We start from the raw sequence: 23,376 nt of genomic DNA, 5'->3' as shown, positions 1-23,376 counted from the left end.
ATTGGGGGATTTTGAGATTGGGTAACAAAGTTCACAGTCATAAAAATATTGCCCTATCTGACTAGTATCGTGACAAAAAAATCTTTACTCGATGCAGAACCCCACCAAGGTTTGTAGAATCTAAACCCACTAACCGAGATATAGATGGAAAGTGTCCTTTAGGTGCGTCTAAGCTGAAAGTATATTCTTCATATTTAACCCATTGACTATTGGCAAGACTTGTTAGCTATCCAACTTTATAAGCAAAGCGCTTACAATCTTTTTTGGCTTGCCAAATACGTTGTTGGACGCTAAAACCAAATTTGCCTTCACTATATTGAACCCAGAAGTTATTAATAATAATATAAAGGTCATGACGAGGAAACCTTTTAATTTCTCCATCATCTAATCAGCCTTCTTCTTCACGCTCACATATTTTGAGCATAGTAGAGTAGAATAGGTTTCTTTATCAGCTTCCTGCCATTTTTGTTCTACTATAGCAATCCTAAATGAGATACAAACTTATGGTACGTTTATACTAAAGCCTTGATGACAGATTATACCGATGAAGAACTTTTTACTAGAACAACAACAAAAATCAGAGAGAATAGGAATTTTAACAGAGTTCATTCACAGTCATCCAGAAGCGAGAGAACTTAAACGGGCAATAGCAGTAAAAATGGTGTTACAGGGTGAACCATACTCTCAGATTACTAAACTTGTGGGAATGAATAAGTCTTGTATTACAAATTGGAAACAAAGATTTGAAGCTGAAGGAATAGACGGTATCAAGTTAGGTTATAAAGGTGCGAAGAGTTATTTAACAACAGAACAACATACAGAAATTATCACATGGTTGAGAGAAAAAGAGTATTGCAATATAGATGAATTGGTGAATTATCTAGATGAGAATTATGGTGTCATTTATCAATCAAAACAAAGCTACTATGATTTGCTGTCATCGGCAAAGATTAGTTGGAATAAATCTCAGAAAATCAACCCGAATTTCAATCCAGATTTGGTCAAAATCAAGAGGGAAGAAATTATCAATTTTCTGACTCAGAACCAAGCTGAGATAGAGTCAGGACATCTAGTTGTCTTTTTTGTGGATGAGTGCCATTTACTTGCAAATGATGTCTGCGGATACGTTTTGGGAAAGACAGATATCAGAATTGAAATTCTCATTAAAAATATTAAAGATAAACAAACTTATTTTGGAGCATTAGATTATAAAACACAAGAGTTTATCGTTCACGAGTATCCGACTGGAAATTCATCAAGTACAGTAAATTTCATTAAGTATCTACAAAACCAACGTCCCGGAAAAAGAATTGCTTTAATTTGGGATGGAGCTAGTTATCATAGGTCGGATGAAGTTAAAAAGTTTTTGTCAAGCGTTAACGATCACCATCAACCAGATCAGTGGCAAATTACTTGTATTCGATTTGCCCCTAATGCCCCTGAACAAAATCCTGTAGAAGATGTTTGGTTACAGACCAAAAACTTTTTGAGAAAGTATTGGCATTTGTGCAAATCTTTTTCTGTTGTCAAGTGGCTGTTTAAGTTCTTCACCAATCACCAAGAATTTGATTTTCCCAAGCTGCATCAGTATGAACCCTGTTCGGATCTCAAATAGGATTGCTATAGTAGTTCCTGCAATTTTTTGTCTGGTGGAGTGTTGGAGAATTTCACCTTGATTATCAATTCTTAATATTTAGATGCGTTCGCCCTACCCCTTCAGGGAAAAGTTATCGCTCATCGGAATAATTTAAATGTTTCTATATCAGAAAAATTTTAATAAAATATGCATCTTATATGAGATATACGCTATTAAAACATCTATTCAAACATAAACTCTAACAAGAGGATGTTATGCTAAACACTGTTGATAAAGTTAATGTTTAGTAAATCAACTATCGAAATCGGATTTAATTATTGAATTCACTTGATTGCTGAGGGAACAGAAAAGGAAGGATATAGATGTGTTCTGAATATTTTCAGAAATCAAATATGAGTCCTAAAGTAACTATAAAATCTGTGTTTCAACTCAATTATTTTTAATTTTAAATAGCGAAATTATTAGGATTGTATTTATTCTATTTTTAGAATTTCTGGTAGTGATTTAGATTCAGAAAAATTAAAATTGTTTATAGTTTATATTTGTTGAATATTCAGATAAATATTTTTTTGTTTTTCATAAATAAAATTAGTGCTGTTAAGAAAGTAGCAACGGTCAAAAAATATATTTTCTTCCTGCCTCCTACTTTTATTTGGTAAACCAACTTAAAATATAAACCTTAGCTGCCAAACCATTGCAGTACTAAAATTCATCCTATGACATCCGATCAACCCTCTGAGCAACCTGTATCTGAATCTACCGCGAATGAAGCGTTCGACATAGATCAGCAAGACAATATAGATGCTTTATTTCCCATCGTTGGCATTGCCGCCTCTGCTGGTGGATTAGAGGCATTTACGGAGGTACTCAGGCATTTGCTTACTGATACAGGGATGGCATTTGTGCTGATTCAACACTTAGACCCTAAGCACAAGAGTCTATTGAGCGAAATTCTGGCAAGAACAACTCAAATGCCCGTCACTGAAGTGCAAGACGGCGTGACTGTAGAACCGAACCAGGTCTACATTATTCCGCCTAACACTAAGATGATCTTATCTAATGGAGTGTTGCAGCTCCTGCCGCGAGAGAAAGTTCAGGGTAAATATATGCCTGGTGATGCGTTCTTTACTTCCTTGGCAGCAGATCGAGGGCGCAAAGCGATCGCAGTTGTTCTATCTGGGGCGGATGGAGACGGTTCGCTAGGGTTGAAGGCAATCAAGGCAGCTGGAGGCGTGACTTTTGCTCAGTGTGAAGACACGGCAAAATTCGATAGTATGCCCAATACTGCTGTTGCCACCGGCAATGTGGATTTTGTGCTACCGCCGCAAAAAATCGCCGAGGAACTGGTAAACCTCAGTCGCAATCCTTTTATTGCTAACTCTTTGCCACCGATCGCAGTTGAGAAGTTGCCCGAACAGGGAGATGCCCTGGCGACTATATTTGTATTATTGCGATCGCAAACTGGCGTTGACTTCAGCCACTACAAACCCAACACCCTCGATCGCCGAATCCAGCGCCGAATGCTGTTGTATAAACTAGAACGCTTGGAGGATTATGCCGAGTATTTGCAAAAGAATCCGGGTGAAGTCAAGGCGCTCTATGAAGAAATTCTGATCCACGTCACCCATTTTTTCCGCGATCCCGAAGCATTTGAACTGTTGAAAGAGCGAGTCTTTCCTACCATCATCCAGAAAAAATCAGCAGAGTTGCCGATTCGGATTTGGGTAGCTGGGTGTTCGACGGGCGAAGAAGTGTATTCCATTGCCATCTCCTTGCTGGAGTTTTTGTCAAATAAAGTAACCTCGCCGCCGATCCAGATTTTTGCCACAGACATCAGCGAGATAGCGATTGACAAAGCAAGATCGGGTATTTATGCAGAGAATCAAATGGTGGAAGTCTCACCAGAGAGCCGCCGCAGATTTTTTAATGCCCTTGAGGGCGGTGGATATCAAATTAGTAAAGCTGTGCGCGAACTGTGTGTGTTTGCCCGACAAGACTTGGGCAGCGATCCCCCGTTTTCTAACTTAGATTTAATTAGCTGCCGGAATGTACTGATTTACTTGGACGAAACGTTGCAAAAACGGATATTGCCCATCTTTCATTACAGTCTTAATCCGACTGGCTTCTTGCTGCTAGGGACTTCAGAAAGCACAGGTAAATATTCGGATTTGTTTATTCAGATTGACAAAAAGTATAAAATCTATACCAAAAAGCTAACTGCAATTCGTCCAACTTTTTCGTTCATTACCAGCAATTATCCGATAGTAAAAGTGGACGAATCAAAGCCGACCAATGAGAATCCATCGGATGAGTTGGACTTAGAGAAAAAAACTGACCAACTAATCTTGAATCGCTATGCCCCAGTGGGTGTAGTAATCAACGACAAGATGGACGTGCTGCAATTTCGGGGAGAAATCGATCTCTACCTCAAACTTGCACCTGGGAAACCGAGTCTTAACTTATTCAAAATGGTGCGCCAAGGCTTGCTCATCGAGCTACGGGCGACAATTTATCAGGCACAACGGCAAAAAATTCTAGTTAGAAGAGAAGGGTTACGAATTGAAGAGGGCGATCTTTCAAAAATCATCAATCTTGAGGTGATTCCATTCAACCCTGGGACTGGCGAAGAACTCTACTTTCTGGTTTTATTTGAATCAGCCCCACTCACAATTAACAACCCCAGCACAGTAAATCCTGAGAGCGCAGAGCAGTCAGACTTAGCGCAGGAGATTGTTCAGCTAAAGCTTGAACTTGCAACCGCCATCCAAGAGCGGGCTGCAACTCAAGAATATCTACAAGCGGTGATCCAAGAGCAGGAGCATATCAATCAAGACCTGAAAGTTGCCAATGAAGAAATCCTGTCGAGTAATGAAGAGTTGCAAAGCACCAATGAGGAGCTAGAAACTGCCAAAGAAGAGATTCAAGCAACCAACGAAGAACTCAACACCACTAATGAAGAACTTCGTAGTCGAAATCTGGAATTACACCAAGTTAACAACGATCTCACGAATTTGCTTGCCAGTATTAATATTCCCATTTTGATATTGACTTTGGACTTACGCATTCGACGTTTTACGCCAATGGCGCAGCGACTTTTCAATTTGATTCCCGCCGATGCTGGACGACCTTTGAGCGACATCAGAGCAAATCTCGATGTTCCTGAGTTAGAAACTCTAATTTTGGAGGTTCTTGACACACTCAGCATCAAAGAATTAGAAGTCCAAACTCTGGGGGGACATTGGTACAACCTCCGCATCCGTCCTTATCGCACCACAGAAAACAAGATTGACGGTGTAGTGTTGGTGTTAATAGATATTGATGTTCTTAAACGCAGTGCCGCAACCTTAGAACAAGCCAGAAATTATGCTGAAGCGATTGTGGAGACGGTACAAGTGCCGTTAATCGTCCTTGATTCTGATTTGCGGGTGAACAAAGCCAATCGCTCGTTTTATGAAACATTTCAGGTTTCACCATCAGAGACAGCCCAATCTCTGATTTTTGAACTAGGGAACGGTCAATGGAACATGCCCGAACTGCGATCGCTCTTAGAAGACATTCTCGCCAACGATACCAGTATTCAAAACTTGGAGATAGAGCATCGTGTTGAGCAGATTGGGCAGAAAACCATGCTGCTCAATGGTTGGAAAATTATTCAACAGGGAGATGCCCAAAGGATTTTGCTGGCGATTGAAGATATTAGCGATCGCAAACAGTTTGAGTTAGAGCGATCTAAGCTATTAGCACAGGAGCAGTCAGCCCGTCAACAGGCCCAAATTGCCAACCGAGCCAAAGATGAATTCCTGTCGAACCTCTCCCATGAACTTCGTAACCCGCTTAATACTATACTGGGATGGACGCAACTTTTCCGCACCCGCAATTTAGATTCTTCAGCAGTCACTCGTGCCTGGGAAGTGATCGAGCGGAGTGCTAAGGTGCAAGCTCAGTTAATCGATGATATGCTGGATGTCTCACGAATTACGAGTGGCAAGCTTCATTTAAACACTCGTCTAATCGATCTAGTTTCAGTAGTGGATGCCGCCATTGAGTCTATCGAATTTTCCGCAGAGGCGAAAAGCATTCAAATTATTTCACAGTTGAACTCGGCGACAGTTGTCGGAGATTTTGATCGCTTACAGCAAGTTCTGTGGAATTTACTTTCTAACGCGATTAAGTTCACTCCAGCCAGTGGGCGAGTGGGAATTATGCTCGAAGCTGTATATACTCATGCTGAAATTCGAGTCAGCGACACAGGAATTGGCATCCGGGCAGACTTGCTGCCTTATGTTTTCGACCGCTTCCGTCAAGGAGATTCCAGCAGCAGCAAAACAACTCAGGGACTTGGATTAGGCTTGTCAATCGTCCGTCATGTTGTAGAACTTCACGGTGGAACAGTTCAAGCGCAAAGTCCAGGCGAGGGACTAGGAACCACGATCACCGTTAGGCTGCCTCTGCGCTCAATGCCACCGGAGATTACACCGCCAACTTATTTAGAGTCGAGCGTTTTGTCACAGACTCTGGATACATTAAATGGTAAAAATCCATCCCTTACCCTTGAAGGGTTATGTATCTTGGCTGTAGACGATCAAGCCGATAGCCGCGACTTACTAAAGTGGATGTTAGAAGACTTCGGGGCTGAAGTAGTAATTGTGACATCGGCAAGGGAAGCGATCGCTACTTTAACTGAATCTCCTGGGAAATATGATGTGCTTCTAGCAGATATTGGGATGCCAGAGGAGGATGGTTTTTCCCTGATTCGTCAGGTGAGAGCGTTTGAAGCTGAAGCTGGGGGACAAATTCCAGCAGCAGCAATCACTGCCTATGCCACCGAGCAAGAGCGGCAAAGGGCAATTGATGCTGGTTTCCAAATGCATCTAGCTAAACCGATTGACCTTACTGAATTGGTATTGATGATTGCAAATTTGAGTGGACGAGGCACAGATAATTCGTAATTCTTAATTCGTAATTGAGGTACAGAGCAACTAATTTTAATTATGAGAAACTAAAAAATGTGTGGTGTCCACATCCCCGACTTCTTTGAGAAGTCGGGGATCTAATTTTTCACGAATGATTTAGGACGTGCCATATCAAATGTTTGAATAAACGTTTTAATTACGTATAAATTGTATAATCTGCACCTAAAACATTCTAAAGATACAGATTATATCTTATATCTTTACTTAAAAAGATACAGAATATATTTGATTTTTTTTAATAAAACAGAAGGTATCAACTATCAATTAGAGGAGTCTTACGCATGGCTGCAACCTTCATGAAAGTGCCTAAGTTTCGCAATGCCCAATGGGTGAGCTTTGTTGGTGGAGAAGGGATTGTACGGAGCTACACACCTGAATATGGCAGATGGATGTATCTCATTGAGATGGCATTAGGGCTAGAGCCTGACTTTGGCAGAGTTGGTGCAGAAACGATGATACTCCTTAACGAGGCAGAGTTACTTACGACATACAGCAAATTTCAAGCTGGTGAAGTAAACAATCTAAGTCTCAAACCCCGGCGTAAAGGCTGTTTTACTTCTGTTAGCGCAGTGGGGCGTAGCCAATTGTGACTTTTGAATTCTGCTGTAAGTAGGTTTTTCATCAGGAGGATGAGAAGGTGGAAAATGTTTAAATCTACCGATTTAATTCGGGGTAAAATCTACTCTTGCCGAGGGGAACAAATCAAATTTAGCCATCAATCTCGTAATCAGAGATTCTTCTTTGTAAACAGTAGTCGTAAGCGCTTGATGTTTACATCCAATTTCATTCAGCGAGAACTTTATGAAATCAGAGTACTAGCAGAACAGTAGGGGAAGCTTCATGCAGGAAGACAACTCTGATTTAGTCAAACAAATCAAAGACTTCAAAACTTATAGTTACTCCTGAGATGAAGTTATCCAAAAATCCAATTTGGACAAACAAATTAGAGCAAGAGTTCAATATCATTAACGCTCATTTTAGCTGGTTATAAATCAAGTACTAGTCCCTAATATAGCGGTTCTCAGTTGTATAAAATACAGACCTAACCCCCATAACCCCCAGCCCCTTCCCTTCGTTCGTGCAGCGTCTCGTTGGGTTCGCGTTAGCGTCTCTGAAAGAGAAGCCTCTCGTAGAGAAGAGAGGGAAGGGGAGTAAAATTCAAAGCCTCTCTCCTTTTAGGCTACGGTGTACACACATCTTTCTAGAAAACCAAAATCGTTGTAGATCCCCCTAAATCCCCCTTAAGAAGGGGGACTTTGAGAGCTTTTTGCCTCCCTTTTTAAGGGGGGTTGGGGGGATCAAAAGCCTGTAACGCAGCTCTAGAAGACTTGTGTGTACACCGTAGCTTTTTAGAAGAGAGGAATGGAAGTGAGGTCAAAGTGTATTGCATCCGAACGAGAAACGCTATAAATGCTAGGAGATTTTTAAACAATGGCTAGGATGAATAGCGCTTCATTAGCAGCGAGTAAAAAGGAATTCCATGAGACAACTTGTTATTGCTGAACGCGTAAGCCTCATTGGTCATATCGTGTCAACAGTATTTGGATTGGTAGGAATACTACTGGTTGTACCTAATGCCCAAGTAATTTTTAACTTATCCGAGGTTGCACAAACTGCCATCCAATGGAGTATGGCAGGAGGCGGTGTAGTTTATATGATTTTAGGTGCGGCAGGTGTTTTCTTGTATGCCACGCGGATTTTGGGTTTAGGTCGCGCCTTAGCATTTCTGTTGCCATCAGTATTTATTTCTCTAGGAAGTGAATTACTAGGAACCAGTACTGGTTTTCCATTTGGTCATTATAGTTACCTAAGTGGTTTAGGTTATAAGATTGCGGGTTTAGTCCCATTTACAATTCCCTTGTCGTGGTTTTATTTGGGATTTGTTTCTTACCTGCTGGCACGTGCAGGTTTAGAAGTGGACAAAAAACCCAACTTGTGGCGTCATATAAGTGCGATCGCTTTGGGTGCTTTATTACTAACCTCCTGGGATTTTGTTCTCGATCCTGCAATGAGTCAAACTTCTCTACCTTTTTGGTATTGGCAACAACCAGGCCCCTTCTTTGGAATGCCTTACCAAAACTTTGCGGGGTGGCTGGGTACTAGCTCAGTATTTATGGCTGTAGCTGCACTGTTGTGGAGAAATAATCCAATTAACTGGGAGCGATCGCAACTTAATATACCTTTTGCAGTTTATTTAAGTAATTTTGGTTTCGCTACAGTCATGAGCTTAACAGCTGGATTCTTTGTACCCGTGTTGCTAGGCTTGTTGCTGGGTGTAACTCCCGCAGTGCTGCTGTGGTTGAAAGGCTCATCTACACCTGTGCAAGTTCTCATGGAAGCACCAGAAATCTCTGTAGCTAGAGTCGAATGGCACTAAGAAAAGCCCAAAGGATTGTGTCGTCTCGTTCCCAGCTTCCAGGCTGGGAATGTATTTAAAGTGGGCTTCTACCTCTTGTCAAGCTACTGGAGGCGGAGCCTACCAGAATGGGTTCCCAGCCTAGAGGCTGGGAACCAGTCAGAAGACTCACTACAACTTCTCCTCTGCTCCCTGCCCCCTGCCCCCTGCCCCCTGCCATTCTCGCTTGGAGAGTTCTTTTCTCGGCAACAACAAACTAGCTTCAATCTTCTGCCGCACAACGCCCGTGATTTCACAGTTGCTATTGAGGCAATCGATAAGCAATTGATTGGCATCGTAATATTGTTGCAATACTTGCTGTTGGTGTGGGCTGAAGTGCCAGTGATGCTCAATGTTTCGATGCTTGGCGATCGCAGGTTTTAACTGTTCCATCCAAGCAGGATAACTTGTTTGCCACCATGTCTGAATCCTTTCTCTACTTTGTTCTGAATCGGGCAGTAGGTCTTTAAGTTGTTCTAAAGCTTGATGTAAGCCAGCATCTTGAACAATTGCTAAAGCACTACTCAGAGCATCGTTGCAGGCATAGACATCGGCAAAATTAGATTTGCATTCCATTACTAGGTTCTCTAATGCCGCATCCAAAAAAATATCTCGATCGAAGATGCAGACCAGGGCAAAGTACGGGGTAAGGTGAGGAGTCCTAGCCAGGGCAAGATAAAACGCCCGAATTGCAGCAGAATCAGGAGCAGCAAGAGACCTTTGACTTGTCCAATTTAAAAATTTTTGCAAATATGGATCTTGAGCCGCTAGCGCGTCAACTTCTTGCTTCATCAACTGCACCAAAAAATCTGCACTCCGCAGCATAGCAGCCGTTAACAAAAAGATTTCACGCCACCTGGGTTCAGTAATATGACTCACCAGATGTTCTAACGGCCGTTCTAATGCTTGTAAATTATAACTGGCAACGATTTTTTGAGCAGTTAGGTATTCTTGAAACGTCAAATAAGAGAAGGAGAAAATTCCCCGCACTCGTTCTGCTAATAATCCATGTTGTAACTCTATCGCATGAAGTACCCCTTCACTATCTAATTGCAATTCCTCTGGTTCCGTCGAAGCATTCGGTAAATCAGAGATATAATCGCTAATGTATTGTTCAACAATGCGTTGTTCAAAAAAGTAATTACCCTGTTCAAATGTCGCGCTAGCAACCTGACTCAGCAACTTCAGCTTTTGTGATAATAAGAAACCTTCGTACACTTCATCCCGTTCAATTGCTTTAGTTTCATCCCATTTGCCCAGGAGGAGGTCTAAACATTGCTTATAAAACGCAATTTTTTGGTTTGGGAATTTGTTCTGGTGATGAAAAACGCAGCAGGCGAGATGTAAAAACAAGGGGGAGACGGCAAGTCTACGAAATTGTAAGTTTTCGGGTAAATCTAGTTTCTTAATAAACTCAATTGCCTGTTCTTGTTTATTCTGGATGTTCGTTTTTGTAGGTGCTGTAAACCACTTCTGAGCAAAAGCAACAATTTGGTCTTGACTAAATGGGGCAATTTCAACATCTGTAAAGCGTCTAAGGTTGAAAGCTTTAGCTGCCGTGCGGCAGGTGACGACAAATATATTCTTTTGATACTTTTCAGAGAATCTGCGAATCTCATTGGCGACACCCTTTTTTTCTTGATGAAGCACTTCATCTAATCCATCCAGCAACACCAACACTCTGCCCTCTAACAACAAACTTTCCAGCACAGATGGATCTGAAATTCCACAGGTGAGGAATTCTTTGCAAATATACTTGAGTAAATTGAACTCTCCTGCAACTCTCGTTTCGTCGGCAAAATCTCTTAAGGTGACAAAAATGGCAACCCGATTTGCAGCAAATCTACCTCGGTTGCATTGAATCGCCAGATGTTGTAAAAAAGTGGTTTTACCTGCTCCCGGTTTACCCAACACCCGTAGCTTTGAGTAAGTTTGAACTGCCGCGATCCCTGACATTTGTGTTTGGGATACTTCACCTAAACCAAAGCGATCGAATTCTTTTGATGTAAACTTTTGCAAGTCAGCAAACTCTAACCACTGAAGGCTTGCAATCTCCTCCAAAATGTTGACATCTATATAAATGTCGTCGATTCTAACGGGGCGACTAACATCTAATAACTGCAAAGTGCCGCACTGGTCTTGAATTTTGTCAAAGCGTTGCGATTTCACTTGTTGTACTATAGCATCAATATCCAAAAATTCAGCAGCACCAAGTTCTTTTGATTCAGAAAATTCTTCTGGGGGATTAGCCGCAATCTCCCGCCAATTCAACGACAACACAGAACAAATTTCTATAAAGATATGACGGTCAACCGAACGCCCACTAAAAAACCGCCAAATTGGTTGGCGAGTCTTTAAGTTGACTTCAAAAGCCAAATTGTCTTGTGTCCACCCTTTATGAGCGAACGCTTTTTTGGCTTGTTCAATCCCGGTAACTGATGCTTCGAGCGATCGCTTGACCATAGAAGCTTACACACATCAAATAAAAATTCTTCAATTTGACATCATTGCCACATCTAGTTTCGGAACTACTTAGAAACTAAGTGAACTATTTTGGCTATTTTTAAATGTTAATGATTTATTTCAAGCATCTTCCGCTAATATCCTCTCATTCCATTATTCTCAGTTAAACATGATTGGTTCAAGTGTTATTTTTAACTTTTTATTCTGTGTATTAGAAAACTTTGGTATATTTAGTAACTCTAGTGCTGCGGCAATCTAAACTTTATGTAAGATAAAATAGTCGATGTTATTGTACCACTCCTTTACGGTTATGTATAAAGTTAACCTAATATAGGAATGCTATTTGATTTTTGAAAAAGATTACGAGATAATACGGATAAGTGTAAAAGCAGACAATGATCAATCAGCATTTACAAACGGCAACACTACCTGAAGGAGTGGCAACTGCGATACCTTCTCTACGAGACGCTCCGCGAACGGTGAGCTTCGCTAACGCTGAATTACAAGATTTTATAGCAGCTTGTCGTGATCCTCGTGAAGCAAGAAAAGCTTTGGCAGTCAAATTGGTTGTGCCTTGATTACTTGTACGAAGAAATTAAAGCTATTTTAGATGTGTCTTTAGGCTCAATAACAAGTTGGAAACAAGCCTATGAAAAGTTATTTGTTTATCCCCATACTCTCCCGATTTTAACCCCATCGAGTTATGGGGGTCGCAACTAAAATCTTTTTTACGTAGTTTTGCTCCAACTACAACAGAAATGATTGATAAACTTATCTCAGTTGCACTCGAATTAATAAATCCTCAACATTTAAAAAACTGGTTTTCTAATTACTGTTATTGTACCTTATAACACCGGCAAGTGCTGTAAATAGGTAGAAATTCAGTGGACGATTATCGAATAATATTGTTTGGTTTTTGACAAAAATATAGTTGCATTGCCCAAAATTTGTTATGCAAAACTAGTGTGATGTCTACGTTGGTGACTGAGCTTACCGAATGGCCAAACTAAAAATAAAGTTTGTAGGCGTAGCTCATCGTAGACATCGCTCTACAGATAACTTAATTATTTCTTTTGCCTGATTTATCAGTTTGATTTGAAAGGTGGTGCTTTTGTATAACCCGCTCAATCTGGCAAGTCACCGTATCTATTCTATGTTTAACCTTATCAAAATCAATATTTACCCAAATATAGGCTTTATCAGGTCTTTGCCGATTGTTATTCATATATGATTTTACTTGTCAATATATTTTGTTATATCTATACAATATAGTCTTCTCAATTCATAGACTACTTTCTCTAGATATATAAGTAAATATGCTTAACATTTACTTAAGGTTTTATGGCAAGCCGATTTTATTTTTAAACTTATTTGCGTGATATTCAAAGTACAGCGCAAGCGCCAGAGGCAGGGAGTAGGGAATCAGTCTTAGTTGTACGGAGTTTTTTCACGCAATCAAATAGGAGTCTTATAGCTGCTAGAAGTTCAATCAAACAGTGATTTAATTAATATGGGCGCACAATTCTTATCTATCTATTGAAAGAGACGCGATATTTCGCGCCTCTAAGAACCAAAATCAAAATTCTAAGTGTTAGCTTAAATCTTTGTTTGTAGATATTGCACCAACTGCGGTGCTTGCATCACTCCTTCTATCCGCTCCACAGGTTGACCCTGCTTAAACAGTACTAAGGTTGGGAGAGAGGCAATTTTATACTGTGTGGCCAAATCTGTATATTTTTCTGTGTCGATTTTGACAATCCGTAAGCGATCCTTAAGTTGGGCATTGACTTGCTCTAAAATTGGTACCATCATCTGACAGGGGCCACACCAGTCAGCATAAAAATCTACTAATACAGGTACATCAGAAGCAGACAGCATATCTTCAAAGCTGTCAAATTGCTTTTTAGTTGCCATGTGACACACACCGATTTTCAATTGTTTGTTTCAATAGTAATTCTTAGAAAATAAAATAGGTATAGGATTATCGGTTTTTGTTGGGAAAAGATTTAGATTAGTTAATATAGACTGATTTGCCAGCTAAAAATCTTAAATAATTATAATAAAATACATATATTATGTTAGGTTGTGCATCTACTTAGATATGTATTTAAACCTATTCTGACTAACCAAATAATTATAGAGGCGTTCACGAGAGTGATGTCTACAGCAGGCGTAGCTGCTACAGTTCCTAGTCTATCCAATATAAGTGATGTATATGACGGGCTATTCGGTGACGCAGCTATAAATAAATCAACAATATATTGCTTCAAGTTATTCATCCATTAACAAAAAATAACTCATAGATATTTAATTATAGTAAAAAGTTAATTTGTGTAAATTAAGTTATACCTATCTAGCTAAAAACGACCTAGAACTTTATCTATTTAGCTATCTACTTTGCAGCATGACAGCAAGATTATCATCCTGCAAGGGTTATATTTTATCCAGACAATATTCAGATGCTCCCGAAATCACCATAAGATAATTAGCGCGGTATTTCTAAGATTGAGGAATATTAAATGACACTATTACAAGATAAAGTCGCAATTGTCACAGGTGCATCACGAGGGATTGGTCGAGCGATCGCAATTGAATTAGCCACACAAGGAGCGATCGCAGTTGTCAATTATGCCAGTTCTAGTGCTGCTGCTAAGGCCGTTGTTGCAGAAATTACAGTAGCCGGAGGTCAAGCGATCGCTATTCAAGCAGACGTTTCTAAAAGCGATCAAGTAGATGCACTAGTTAACGCCGTCATCGAAAAGTTTAGCCGTGTAGATATCTTAGTCAACAACGCAGGTATTACTCGCGACACATTGCTGTTGCGTTTGAAGCCAGAAGATTGGCAAGCTGTGATAGACCTCAATCTAACTGGTGTTTTCTTATGTACACGTGCCGTCAGTAAAATCATGCTCAAGCAGCGATCGGGGCGGATTATCAACATCACCTCCGTTGCTGGGCAAATGGGCAACCCAGGTCAGTCAAACTACAGCGCCGCCAAAGCAGGTGTAATCGGCTTCACCAAAAGCGTTGCCAAAGAACTTGCTTCTCGCGGGATCACCGTTAACGCCGTCGCGCCTGGATTCATCACCACCGACATGACCAGTAATCTCAACAACCCCGAAGATATTCTGAAATACATCCCACTCGGTCGCTTCGGTCAGCCGGAAGAAGTTGCTGGGATGGTGCGCTTCCTGGCTGCCGATCCCGCCGCCGCTTACGTCACTGGACAAGTTTTTAATGTCGATGGCGGTATGGTAATGGCGTAAATATTTCTGAGTTAGAAGTTAGTGATTTTCGTAGTAGCGTGACAAGACTAAAATGTTGCAATAAATTTTCTTGTGGGGCGGGCATCTTGCCCGCCAATTAGGACGGGCTAGAAGCCCATCCCACAAGGGTTTGCTAATGCACAAATTTAGTCTTGACACGCCAATAGGGTGCGTTACACCAGAGGCTAACGCACCGATTTTATCTGGCGATCGCTAACTGATTTAATCGCGCTCTTAGGGGGTGGAGTTCTTGGATCACATAGTAGGGCTAGCATTGTAATGCTCACCCTACAAGTAACTAAGGCTGTTGGCGTATCCTTTGCCAGACAGTAAAGCCCAAAAGAATGATAATACTAGTGGCGGTAGCCAGCATCACAGCCAAACTCATCCCTTGTATTCTCATCGCTAGCAAGTTGAAAACTAAGGTAATTGACCAAAGAGTGAATGCAGCATGACGCTGGGAGAGTCCCCAAGCAAGTAAGCGGTGGTGCAGGTGGTCTTTGCCAGGAGTACTCAGAGGATTATTTCCTGCTAGTAGCCGCCGCACAAATACTTGAGTCGTGTCTAGCACCGGTAACAACAGAAATAAAACCGTAGGAATTAGTGCATAAACTGTGTTTTGTTGCAGTTTTCCTAAAATACTAGTTGCTGCCAGCACATAGCCGAAAAAGTATGCTCCGGCATCACCCATAATAATTCGTGACGGATGGAAGTTATGGCGCAGAAAACCAAGTGCAGCACCTCCCAAGGCTGCGAGTACTAAGATTGCCGCGGCACGATTGTTAAATTGGGCTGCAACGCCTAACAAACTCATGGCAGTAATAAAGCTAATTCCTCCTGCCAAGCCATCCATACCATCCATCAAGTTGATAGCGTTGGTAATCCCTACTACCCATAGTACTGTTAGCAACATGGACAGAAGCGAGTCGATGGGAGTGCCAAACAGGACTTTGACGCTGATGCCATTAGCTACCAGCAACAGCGCCGTGACAATTTGTGCCCACAATCGCACAGAGGGCGGTAAGCCGAACTGATCGTCGATAAAGCCTACAAGGACTAATATCGAACCCCCCAACAGAATAGTGAGCACCTGAGCCAATACGTTTTGGAGTTCGATCGGTCGTAAAAGGCTAGCTAATACCAGCGCGGCAATTACGCCCGCGTAGATAGCCAGCCCCCCGGCATTGGGTAAAGGTTCTCGGTTGAGTCGTCGGGCGTTGGGTTGGTCAGCCCAACCTACCCGCAAGGCAAATTTGCGTACTGTCGGAATTAAACGCCAAGTTACAGCGCAAGCCAAGAGGAATGTAAATACTACTGCCAACCAGCCGGTGCCGCTAGGGTCGGCAATACCAAGGGACTTAAGGGAGTTGTCTAGATTCATCTCCCAATTCAAGCATTACTGCCAGTATCTAATATGAGCATCACCTGTATATTAATCAATTTTTTTATTTCCATTTGTAACTTGAGCCGAGGGAGAGATTAGCACTCTGGCGCTGTGAGTGCTAAATTGTCTAATGGAAGCGCTGGAGAAATAAAACATGGCGAAAATTATTGCATTTGACGAGGAATCGCGGCGAGCTCTAGAAAGGGGTGTTAACGCCCTTGCCGATGCCGTAAAAATCACCTTGGGGCCAAAAGGTCGCAATGTCCTTTTAGAGAAAAAATTTGGCGCACCTCAAATTGTCAACGATGGTATCACTGTTGCCAAGGAAATTGAATTAGAAGATCCTTTGGAAAATACTGGTGCAAGACTCATCCAGGAAGTAGCCTCAAAAACTAAAGATGTCGCTGGAGATGGTACAACCACCGCCACAGTTTTAGCACAAGCCTTAATTCGAGAAGGTTTGAAGAACGTCGCGGCGGGTAGTAACCCTGTTAGCTTGAGACGCGGGATCGACAAAACTATTGAGGCATTGGTACTAGAAATTGCCAAAATAGCCAAGCCAGTAGAAGGAAGTGCGATCGCTCAAGTTGCCACTGTCTCTGCTGGTAACGATGAAGAAGTTGGCCAAATGTTAGCCCAAGCAATGGAAAAAGTCACCAAAGATGGTGTAATTACCGTTGAAGAATCTAAATCCCTAACTACTGAACTAGAAGTAGTTGAGGGGATGCAGATTGACAGGGGTTATATTTCTCCCTACTTCGTCACCAACAACGAGCGGCAAATTGTCGAATTTGAAAACGCCCGGATCTTGGTTACTGACAAAAAAATCAGCAGCATCCAAGATTTAGTGCCGATTTTGGAAAAAGTCGCCCGTTCTGGTCAGCCCTTGCTGATCATCGCCGAAGATGTGGAAGGTGATGCTTTAGCAACTCTGGTGGTAAACAAAGCGCGGGGTGTACTAGCCGTAGCTGCGATTAAAGCACCTGGATTTGGCGATCGCCGCAAAGCTTTGTTAGAAGATATTGCTATTCTCACCGATGGACAGTTGATTTCGGAAGAAATCGGCTTAAGTTTGGATACTGCTGCTTTAGAAGCGCTGGGAACTGCCCGCAAAATCACCATTGACAAAGAAAGCACCACAATTGTCGCTGGCAGTGTTACCAAGCCAGAGGTACAAAAGCGGATCGCTCAAATTCGCAAGCAGTTGGAAGAAACTGATTCTGACTACGATCAAGAAAAACTGCAAGAACGCATCGCCAAGCTCGCTGGCGGTGTGGCAGTGATTAAAGTGGGTGCGGCAACCGAAACCGAACTCAAAGACCGCAAACTGCGGATTGAAGACGCGCTCAACGCTACTAAAGCTGCTGTGGAAGAAGGTATTGTTCCTGGTGGTGGGACAACCCTAATTCACTTAGCTAAGGCGGTAGAAGCAATTAAAAAGACCTTACAAAATGACGAAGAAAGAATTGGGGCTGATATTGTCGAACGAGCGCTAGAAGCCCCTTTACGCCAAATCGCAGACAACGCTGGTGCTGAAGGTTCTGTGATCGTCTCGAAAGTTCGGGAGAGCGACTTCAATATTGGCTACAACGCCGCTACTGGGGAATTTGAAGACTTGATTGCTGCTGGTATTATCGACCCTGCCAAAGTTGTGCGTTCAGCTTTGCAAAACGCTGGTTCCATTGCTGGCTTGGTCTTAACCACCGAAGCGATCGTTGTTGAAAAGCCGGAGAAGAAATCCGCTGCTCCTGCCCCTGATATGGGTGGTATGGGCGGTATGGGTGGTATGGGCGGTATGGGCGGCATGGGTGGCATGGGTATGTTCTAATTTCTGCTGACCCAGATAAATATTTTTTAAACAGTTTGTCTTGCCAAGGCAAACTGTTTTTTTGTAGCATTGCTGATTCAGAGGCAATATGTTATACCAATTCGTAATTCGTCAGATTTAATCTGGGTAATGACCAAATTAGCAACCTAAATAATTGCTTAATTTAAAAAGTACCGTCTTTATATTAATTTTTGTAAAATAACGTGTAACTTATCCTTATGTCCTTTGTTATTTACTAATGACAAATGACCAATGACCAATGACAAATGACTATTAGGTAATATTGCATGGCACGAAAAATACGTCGCCTTCCTAAACTACTCACCAAGCTATATGAAGATGAGTTTCATCACCAACCAGGAACTTTACCTGGAACCATTTTTATTGATGCAGATGCTCCACCACCAATAATTTTCTTGATTGACTATAACCAAACCCATTTCACCCGCGAACAAATAGAAACTCCAGAAGAGTGTGTCTCTTATCTGGAAGCAGAATCGGTTTCTTGGGTAGACGTACAAGGTTTAGGTAGTCAAGACATATTACAACGATTGGGTAAAGTTTTTAAGTTACATCCTCTAGTTTTAGAAGATGTAGTTAATGTACCGGAGCGTCCCAAAACAGAGGATTATGAAGATCAATTACTTTTCATTGCCCGCATGGTAGTACCAAAGGAAAGAACATGTGGTTTTTATAGTGAGCAAGTGAGTTTGATATTAGGAAAAAATTATTTGCTGACAGTACAAGAAGAACCAGAACATGATTGCTTTGAAGCGGTGCGATCGCGAATTGAAAAAAACAAAGGGATCATCCGTAAACAGGGAGCAGATTACTTAGCTTACGCTGTCTTAGATGCAATTATTGATGGCTTTTTCCCAGTCCTAGAGCTTTATGGTGAGCGAATCGAAGAGTTAGAGGAGGAAGTAATAGTTAAACCTACTCCGCAAACACTACAAAATATTTATCAAATTAGGCGAGAATTACTGCAACTACGTCGTGCTATTTGGCCCCAGCGGGATGCAATTAATTCTTTAATTCGAGATGGCAGTGATTTGATTAGTGAAGAAGTGCGAATCTATCTGCGAGATTGTTATGACCATACGGTGCAAGTAATGGATATGGTAGAAACTTACCGAGAACTAGCATCTGGATTAATGGATGTGTACCTTTCGGCAGTGAGTAATAAAATGAATGAAATCATGAAGGTGCTAACGATAGTTTCAACAATTTTTATTCCCCTAACTTTTGTGGCAGGAATATATGGTATGAATTTCAATACTGAAAAATCGCCATATAATATGCCAGAGTTGAATTGGTATTGGGGCTACCCACTTTGCTGGGCACTAATGATAGCGATCGCACTTAGTTTGCTATTCTTTTTTTGGCGACGAGGCTGGCTGCAAAATTCTGTAGTAATCAAGCGCAATTAAAAATTGCAGATGAGCGTTGAGTCGAATATACATTCATTAGCACTGGGAGTTAAGATTCTGAGTTATGAGGAGTAGCGACCAGAATTTAGTAGTTTTGACAATTTATATTATCGGTGTCTCATACGTTTTTAACCGCATGGTTGAATCCATCGATGACCAAGTTAAATTTGAGTTTAAAAAAGGAATCGTTGACGAGCAATTGAAAGAACAAAATCTCGACGATAAAATTGGAATTTCCTTTAAACTCAAACCCTCATACCCAATTGACGATTTGAAAGATTTAGGAATTAGCATTGAAAATAAATCTGATAATGTTGCCGTATACGTTGATTGGGACAACAGTTCTTTAGTAGTTGAACATACTAAGCAATCGCGTCGTGTGATTCGCAAATCACCAGACTTAACCCGCGACTTAGCAGTACCCCAAAGTCCTAGCTTGATTGCTCCCAAGAAAACACTTTCTGAAACAGTGACAGCAGAAGATGTTTTTGAGCGCGATCAAGTAGCTGGAACCTATTCAGCAAAAAAACCACTAATTGATATCAACGGGCTGCAAAAAGGGCAAAAAAAATTGTACAACGACTTTATTAACAGAAGAAAGGAGTTTGACTTTTCTCTGCAACTGGTACTCAGAATATCTGAGGTGCGTTTAGGTCTAACCCCAGGTCGTGATTTCCCTCCCATTAGCATTATCAATTGTCCTTTCACAGTCAGAAAACTACCTTGGACTTACGCTCTACCTTGGAATAAAAAAAAGTAATGCCATGTCAACATACTACGTCAACCAAAGATTACACTGGATCTAAGGAGAGAGTAGGCGCAGGCGGTTGCAGATCAGTCATAGTCACTGGTTTGAGGAAAGTCCGGACTCCCGAAAGACCAAACTTGCTGGATAACGTCCAGTGCGAGCGATCGTGAGGATAGTGCCACAGAAAGATACCGCCAAAACTAGGGACTGGGGACTAGGGACTAGGGACTGGGAAGAATTTTCCTAATCCCCAATCCCTAATCCCCAATCCCCAACTTGGTAAGGGTGCAAAGGTGCGGTAAGAGCGCACCAGCAGTATCGAGAGGTGCTGGCTCGGTAAACCCCGGTTGGGAGCAAGGCGATAGGAACTACGGTTGGTCTTTTACCAGTTCCGCTCAATGAGAGCCGCTAGAGGCGTTTGGTAACAAACGTCCCAGATAGATAACTGCCCTCGCAAGAGAACAGAACCCGGCTTATGTCCTGCTCTCTCCCCTTTAATGGAGTATGAACCTTTGACGGTTTGTACTCTATTATTTTTTGTACGGGTTTTGTGCGTAAGCGTACCCTTCGGGAAGCAAGCTACGCGTAGCGTCTCGTAGAGAAGCTCGTCGTAGACATCGCTAATTCATCATTTAAAGCATTCCCAATATCTCTAATGCTGTATCCAGATGCCATTTAACTCGATACAGTCCAAACAGCTTCTCTTGAGTGTACCGGGCTGGATACTCTAACTTCTTTCCCTCCATAGTCACTTTGAGTAGTGCTGACTGTTCTGGTGTAGGTGTTCCCATAGCTTCTAGTGTCGCTTCTAGCACTTCTACTTGAGAAAGCATAGGAGACTTCAATCCTTTATTGTCCGACACTTGCTTGCAGGCTATAACAGGGAAGGTCAGCAGTGCATTAATGTAGGATGCCTTATCAGCAGGGTTTCCTATTGCTTGGATGCCGTACTGTATCAGACATAAATCGCGTAACGCTCTCAAGCTTTTAAGTTCTAATTCTGTGCGCGTAAACATAAAATAGAGTTACCTCTTGTAAAAGTGGGAATCGGTGGGCAACAAGTTTCTCAGGCTAAGATGCCCATCGATTTAACATTCTCCACTGATATACACGTGGAGAATAAATTTATTTGTACTTCTATACAATGTCTAAAAATAAAGGTAATCCAGATAACTTAAAGCCATTCACCACGGACAGAGAGCGACCACTAACTGAATATCTACATTTGCGTGTCACTAAAGAAATGAAGGAAGAAGTGAAAGCTAAAGACGATCCTCCTGAATTTTGCCGTCAAGCTATCCAAGAGAAGCTAGATAGAGAGAAGTAGCAAAAAGTTGTTAGAGTAATAGTCCAAGAGATTTAGATATATAAGTATAGATAGCTTCCCCTGCTCCCCTGCTCCCCTGCCTCCCTGCTCCCCCTGCCCTTCGGCCCCCTGCCCCCTTCCCCTTATCATGTAATGCCCCTTGCCTATCCACGCCGTCAACGGCAACTCGAAAGTTTAGTCCAAAAATTTGGTTTGTCGCTAGAAGCACCTATAAAGTGGGAATTGCTGGATTTAGCGCTCACTCATCCCACTGTCTCTGATTCGGCAAATTATGAACAGCTAGAGTTTGTTGGCGATGCAGTGGTGCGGCTGGTGTCGGCTGTTGTATTATGGGAAAATTATCCCGATTGTCCAGTAGGGGATTTTGCGGCAATTCGTTCGGTGTTAGTGAGCGATCGCATCCTCGCCCAATTGGCCAGAGTTTATGGTTTGGAGTTATACTTACTAGTCGCTGGCAGTGCTACTGCTGATAAAGTTGGTTTAGAGTCACGACTGGCAGATGCTTTTGAAGCAGTTTTGGGTGCGCTTTACTTAAGTACTCAAAATCTGGAATTGATTCGCTCTTGGCTAGATCCCCACTTCCACGAACTAGCAACAGAAATTCGCCTCGATCCTGCCAGACTAAATTACAAAGCTGCTCTCCAAGAATGGACTCAGGCACAATTTAAAGTTTTACCAGAGTATCGGGTTGTGGAAGTCACTCAACCGCATCGCAATCAAGAACGTTTCATGGCTGAAGTGTGGCTGCACGGAAACATGCTAGGAGTTGGTAAGGGACGCTCGATCAAAACCGCAGAACAAGCCGCAGCTAAAGTAGCTTTTTTAGCAATATCTAATCCGCAAATACCCTGAGCTTAAAATAAGGGCGATTAGTCGATAATCAGTTGATTGTCAGTGGTCATTTGTCCCTCGTCCTTTGTATACAAATAACTAATGACAAATGACAAATGACAAATGACAAATGACAAATAACTAATGACAAATAAAATTAAAATTGCTGTCATCGGAGTTGGGCGTTGGGGAGTGCATTTGCTGCGAAATTTTTTAGCACATCCCCAAGTAAATGTAGTTGCTGTAGTAGACCCCCATCTAGAACGATTGGCAGCGGTCAAGCAGCAGTTTAATTTAGATGAAAATGTAGTATTAACAACCCAATGGCAGGATTTAAAGAAAGTGCCAGGATTGACAGGAGTGGCGATCGCTACTCCTGCTACCACCCACTATGCTTTAATTAAAGACGCTCTCCAACAGGGATACCATGTTTTGGCAGAAAAACCCCTAACTCTCGACCCAGCAGAATGTCGGGAACTTTGCCAGTTAGCGGAGCAGAATCATTTAATACTCATGGTTGATCACACTTATTTATTTCACCCAGCAGTTGAGCGAGGAAAAACTGTAGTACAAGCGGGTAAATTAGGTGATTTGCGCTATGGCTACGCCACCCGCACCCATTTGGGGCCTGTCCGGCAAGATGTTGATGCGTTATGGGACTTAGCGATTCACGATATTGCAATCTTTAACGCTTGGTTGGGTCAGATCCCTGTGAAAGTACAAGCAACGGGTACGGTGTGGCTACAGGGAGCAGTGGGGGAAGACGCGGATATACGGGGACTAGCTGACCTAGTATGGCTGACGCTAACATATCCAGATGGCTTTCAAGCTTATATTCATCTGTGCTGGCTGAATCCTGATAAACAGAGACGCCTGGGGATTGTCGGCAGCCTTGGTAGCTTGATTTTTGATGAAATGTCGCGATCGTCACCTCTAACCCTACTGAATGGTGAGTTTGAACAGCAGGGCAATCAATTTATTCCAGTCAATCAAAGGCAGACAGTGCTGGAATTAGAAACAGGCGAACCATTGGGGCGGGTTTGTTCGTCCTTTGTTGTCTCTATCCTCAACAATACTCCCTCAGAGGTTTCGTCTGGCTGGGTAGGCACTGAGTTAGTAGAAATTCTTGCTGCT

18 protein-coding genes, 1 other RNA gene and 1 pseudogene are annotated in these 23,376 nt (G+C 42.1%); 14 read left to right on the top strand and 6 right to left on the bottom strand.

The genetic code is table 11. The features are described from left to right. Positions 1–226: 226 nt before the first annotated feature. Positions 227–373 carry a GUN4 domain-containing protein gene (locus tag HWQ44_RS33730; RefSeq protein WP_366931411.1) on the bottom strand — a complete coding sequence of 49 codons (147 nt, stop codon included), beginning with the start codon at positions 371–373 and terminating at the stop codon, positions 227–229. A gap of 213 nt (positions 374–586) precedes the next feature. Between HWQ44_RS33730 and HWQ44_RS31925 the strand changes: the two genes are divergently transcribed. The 5 genes from HWQ44_RS31925 (at position 587) to cruF (ending at position 8,947) form a co-directional block, all read left to right on the top strand. Further along, positions 587–1,615, top strand: coding sequence for an IS630 family transposase (locus HWQ44_RS31925; protein ID WP_292726267.1), 1,029 nt, complete (start codon positions 587–589; stop codon positions 1,613–1,615). 698 nt (positions 1,616–2,313) lie between these two features. Next, a complete protein-coding gene (locus tag HWQ44_RS31920) occupies positions 2,314–6,546 on the top strand; it encodes a chemotaxis protein CheB (RefSeq protein ID WP_292726255.1) in 4,233 nt (1,410 codons plus the stop codon). Positions 6,547–6,851: 305 nt separating this feature from the next. Beyond that, positions 6,852–7,160, top strand: coding sequence for a hypothetical protein (locus HWQ44_RS31915; RefSeq protein WP_292726253.1), 309 nt, complete (start codon positions 6,852–6,854; stop codon positions 7,158–7,160). A 54-nt stretch (positions 7,161–7,214) separates the two neighbouring features. Further along, the gene (locus HWQ44_RS31910; protein ID WP_181932316.1) at positions 7,215–7,400 is read left to right on the top strand and encodes a hypothetical protein; all 186 of its coding nucleotides are present in this window, start codon (positions 7,215–7,217) and stop codon (positions 7,398–7,400) included. A 650-nt stretch (positions 7,401–8,050) separates the two neighbouring features. Further along, positions 8,051–8,947 (top strand): gamma-carotene 1'-hydroxylase CruF, encoded by an 897-nt coding sequence (cruF, locus tag HWQ44_RS31905; protein WP_292726251.1) that lies wholly within the window; start codon positions 8,051–8,053, stop codon positions 8,945–8,947. A gap of 150 nt (positions 8,948–9,097) precedes the next feature. Here cruF and HWQ44_RS31900 read toward each other — a convergent pair whose 3' ends face one another. Continuing rightward, a complete protein-coding gene (locus HWQ44_RS31900; RefSeq protein WP_292726249.1) occupies positions 9,098–11,428 on the bottom strand; it encodes an NACHT domain-containing NTPase in 2,331 nt (776 codons plus the stop codon). Positions 11,429–11,823: 395 nt separating this feature from the next. Between HWQ44_RS31900 and HWQ44_RS31895 the strand changes: the two are divergent. Continuing rightward, positions 11,824–12,085, top strand: a pseudogene (locus tag HWQ44_RS31895) (IS630 family transposase); the annotation flags it as partial. A 403-nt stretch (positions 12,086–12,488) separates the two neighbouring features. Here the strand turns inward: HWQ44_RS31895 and HWQ44_RS31890 are convergent. Together HWQ44_RS31890 and trxA are read right to left on the bottom strand one after the other, a co-directional pair. Next, a complete protein-coding gene (locus HWQ44_RS31890; protein ID WP_292726247.1) occupies positions 12,489–12,653 on the bottom strand; it encodes a hypothetical protein in 165 nt (54 codons plus the stop codon). Between the two features lie 371 nt (positions 12,654–13,024). Beyond that, a complete protein-coding gene (gene trxA, locus HWQ44_RS31885) occupies positions 13,025–13,342 on the bottom strand; it encodes a thioredoxin (protein ID WP_292726245.1) in 318 nt (105 codons plus the stop codon). 605 nt (positions 13,343–13,947) lie between these two features. Here trxA and fabG point away from each other — a divergent pair. Beyond that, a complete protein-coding gene (fabG, locus tag HWQ44_RS31880; RefSeq protein WP_292726243.1) occupies positions 13,948–14,694 on the top strand; it encodes a 3-oxoacyl-[acyl-carrier-protein] reductase in 747 nt (248 codons plus the stop codon). A 298-nt stretch (positions 14,695–14,992) separates the two neighbouring features. Here fabG and HWQ44_RS31875 read toward each other — a convergent pair whose 3' ends face one another. Then, complete coding sequence (locus HWQ44_RS31875; protein WP_292726242.1) at positions 14,993–16,075, bottom strand: MraY family glycosyltransferase; 1,083 nt, start codon at positions 16,073–16,075, stop codon at positions 14,993–14,995. A 157-nt stretch (positions 16,076–16,232) separates the two neighbouring features. On the opposite strand from HWQ44_RS31875, the gene groL reads away from it, so the two are divergent. The 4 genes from groL to rnpB all read left to right on the top strand — a co-directional run bounded on the left by groL (position 16,233) and on the right by rnpB (position 20,576). Beyond that, positions 16,233–17,906 (top strand): chaperonin GroEL, encoded by a 1,674-nt coding sequence (gene groL, locus HWQ44_RS31870; RefSeq protein ID WP_292726241.1) that lies wholly within the window; start codon positions 16,233–16,235, stop codon positions 17,904–17,906. Between the two features lie 287 nt (positions 17,907–18,193). Continuing rightward, entirely contained in the window at positions 18,194–19,336 is a 1,143-nt protein-coding gene (gene corA, locus HWQ44_RS31865) for a magnesium/cobalt transporter CorA (RefSeq protein WP_292726239.1), read from the top strand. Between the two features lie 64 nt (positions 19,337–19,400). Continuing rightward, positions 19,401–20,096 carry a hypothetical protein gene (locus HWQ44_RS31860; RefSeq protein WP_292726237.1) on the top strand — a complete coding sequence of 232 codons (696 nt, stop codon included), beginning with the start codon at positions 19,401–19,403 and terminating at the stop codon, positions 20,094–20,096. A gap of 49 nt (positions 20,097–20,145) precedes the next feature. Continuing rightward, an RNA gene (gene rnpB / locus HWQ44_RS31855) (RNase P RNA component class A) lies at positions 20,146–20,576 on the top strand. A 140-nt stretch (positions 20,577–20,716) separates the two neighbouring features. On the opposite strand, the gene HWQ44_RS31850 is transcribed toward rnpB, so the two are convergent. Then, positions 20,717–21,100 carry a hypothetical protein gene (locus tag HWQ44_RS31850; protein ID WP_292726235.1) on the bottom strand — a complete coding sequence of 128 codons (384 nt, stop codon included), beginning with the start codon at positions 21,098–21,100 and terminating at the stop codon, positions 20,717–20,719. Between the two features lie 128 nt (positions 21,101–21,228). Here HWQ44_RS31850 and HWQ44_RS31845 point away from each other — a divergent pair, with 128 nt between their 5' ends. The 3 genes from HWQ44_RS31845 to HWQ44_RS31835 all read left to right on the top strand — a co-directional run. Next, positions 21,229–21,411 (top strand): hypothetical protein, encoded by a 183-nt coding sequence (locus HWQ44_RS31845; RefSeq protein WP_099104126.1) that lies wholly within the window; start codon positions 21,229–21,231, stop codon positions 21,409–21,411. Between the two features lie 132 nt (positions 21,412–21,543). Next, positions 21,544–22,263, top strand: a complete 720-nt coding sequence (gene rnc / locus HWQ44_RS31840; protein WP_292726232.1) for a ribonuclease III — start codon at positions 21,544–21,546, stop codon at positions 22,261–22,263. A 123-nt stretch (positions 22,264–22,386) separates the two neighbouring features. Continuing rightward, the coding region (locus HWQ44_RS31835; protein WP_292726230.1) for a Gfo/Idh/MocA family oxidoreductase at positions 22,387–23,376 on the top strand (990 nt) is incomplete at its 3' end.

This window comes from Nostoc sp. JL34 (genome assembly GCF_017114945.1).
Lineage (GTDB): Bacteria > Cyanobacteriota > Cyanobacteriia > Cyanobacteriales > Nostocaceae > Nostoc.
The sequence above is the reverse complement of the archived record's forward strand: the minus strand, read 5'-3'. Positions and strand labels throughout refer to the sequence as shown.

Bases quoted from the DNA above. Each gene is read 5' to 3' on its own strand.
- corA (WP_292726239.1), top strand. From the start codon at position 18,194: ATGGCACGAAAAATACGTCGCCTTCCTAAACTACTCACCAAGCTATAT.
- HWQ44_RS31875 (WP_292726242.1), bottom strand. From the start codon at position 16,075: ATGAATCTAGACAACTCCCTTAAGTCCCTTGGTATTGCCGACCCTAGC.
- HWQ44_RS31890 (WP_292726247.1), bottom strand. From the start codon at position 12,653: ATGAATAACAATCGGCAAAGACCTGATAAAGCCTATATTTGGGTAAAT.
- HWQ44_RS31920 (WP_292726255.1), top strand. From the start codon at position 2,314: ATGACATCCGATCAACCCTCTGAGCAACCTGTATCTGAATCTACCGCG.
- trxA (WP_292726245.1), bottom strand. From the start codon at position 13,342: ATGGCAACTAAAAAGCAATTTGACAGCTTTGAAGATATGCTGTCTGCT.
- HWQ44_RS31910 (WP_181932316.1), top strand. From the start codon at position 7,215: ATGTTTAAATCTACCGATTTAATTCGGGGTAAAATCTACTCTTGCCGA.
- cruF (WP_292726251.1), top strand. From the start codon at position 8,051: ATGAGACAACTTGTTATTGCTGAACGCGTAAGCCTCATTGGTCATATC.
- HWQ44_RS31845 (WP_099104126.1), top strand. From the start codon at position 21,229: ATGTCTAAAAATAAAGGTAATCCAGATAACTTAAAGCCATTCACCACG.
- fabG (WP_292726243.1), top strand. From the start codon at position 13,948: ATGACACTATTACAAGATAAAGTCGCAATTGTCACAGGTGCATCACGA.
- HWQ44_RS31850 (WP_292726235.1), bottom strand. From the start codon at position 21,100: ATGTTTACGCGCACAGAATTAGAACTTAAAAGCTTGAGAGCGTTACGC.
- HWQ44_RS31860 (WP_292726237.1), top strand. From the start codon at position 19,401: ATGAGGAGTAGCGACCAGAATTTAGTAGTTTTGACAATTTATATTATC.
- rnc (WP_292726232.1), top strand. From the start codon at position 21,544: ATGCCCCTTGCCTATCCACGCCGTCAACGGCAACTCGAAAGTTTAGTC.
- HWQ44_RS31915 (WP_292726253.1), top strand. From the start codon at position 6,852: ATGGCTGCAACCTTCATGAAAGTGCCTAAGTTTCGCAATGCCCAATGG.
- HWQ44_RS31900 (WP_292726249.1), bottom strand. From the start codon at position 11,428: ATGGTCAAGCGATCGCTCGAAGCATCAGTTACCGGGATTGAACAAGCC.
- groL (WP_292726241.1), top strand. From the start codon at position 16,233: ATGGCGAAAATTATTGCATTTGACGAGGAATCGCGGCGAGCTCTAGAA.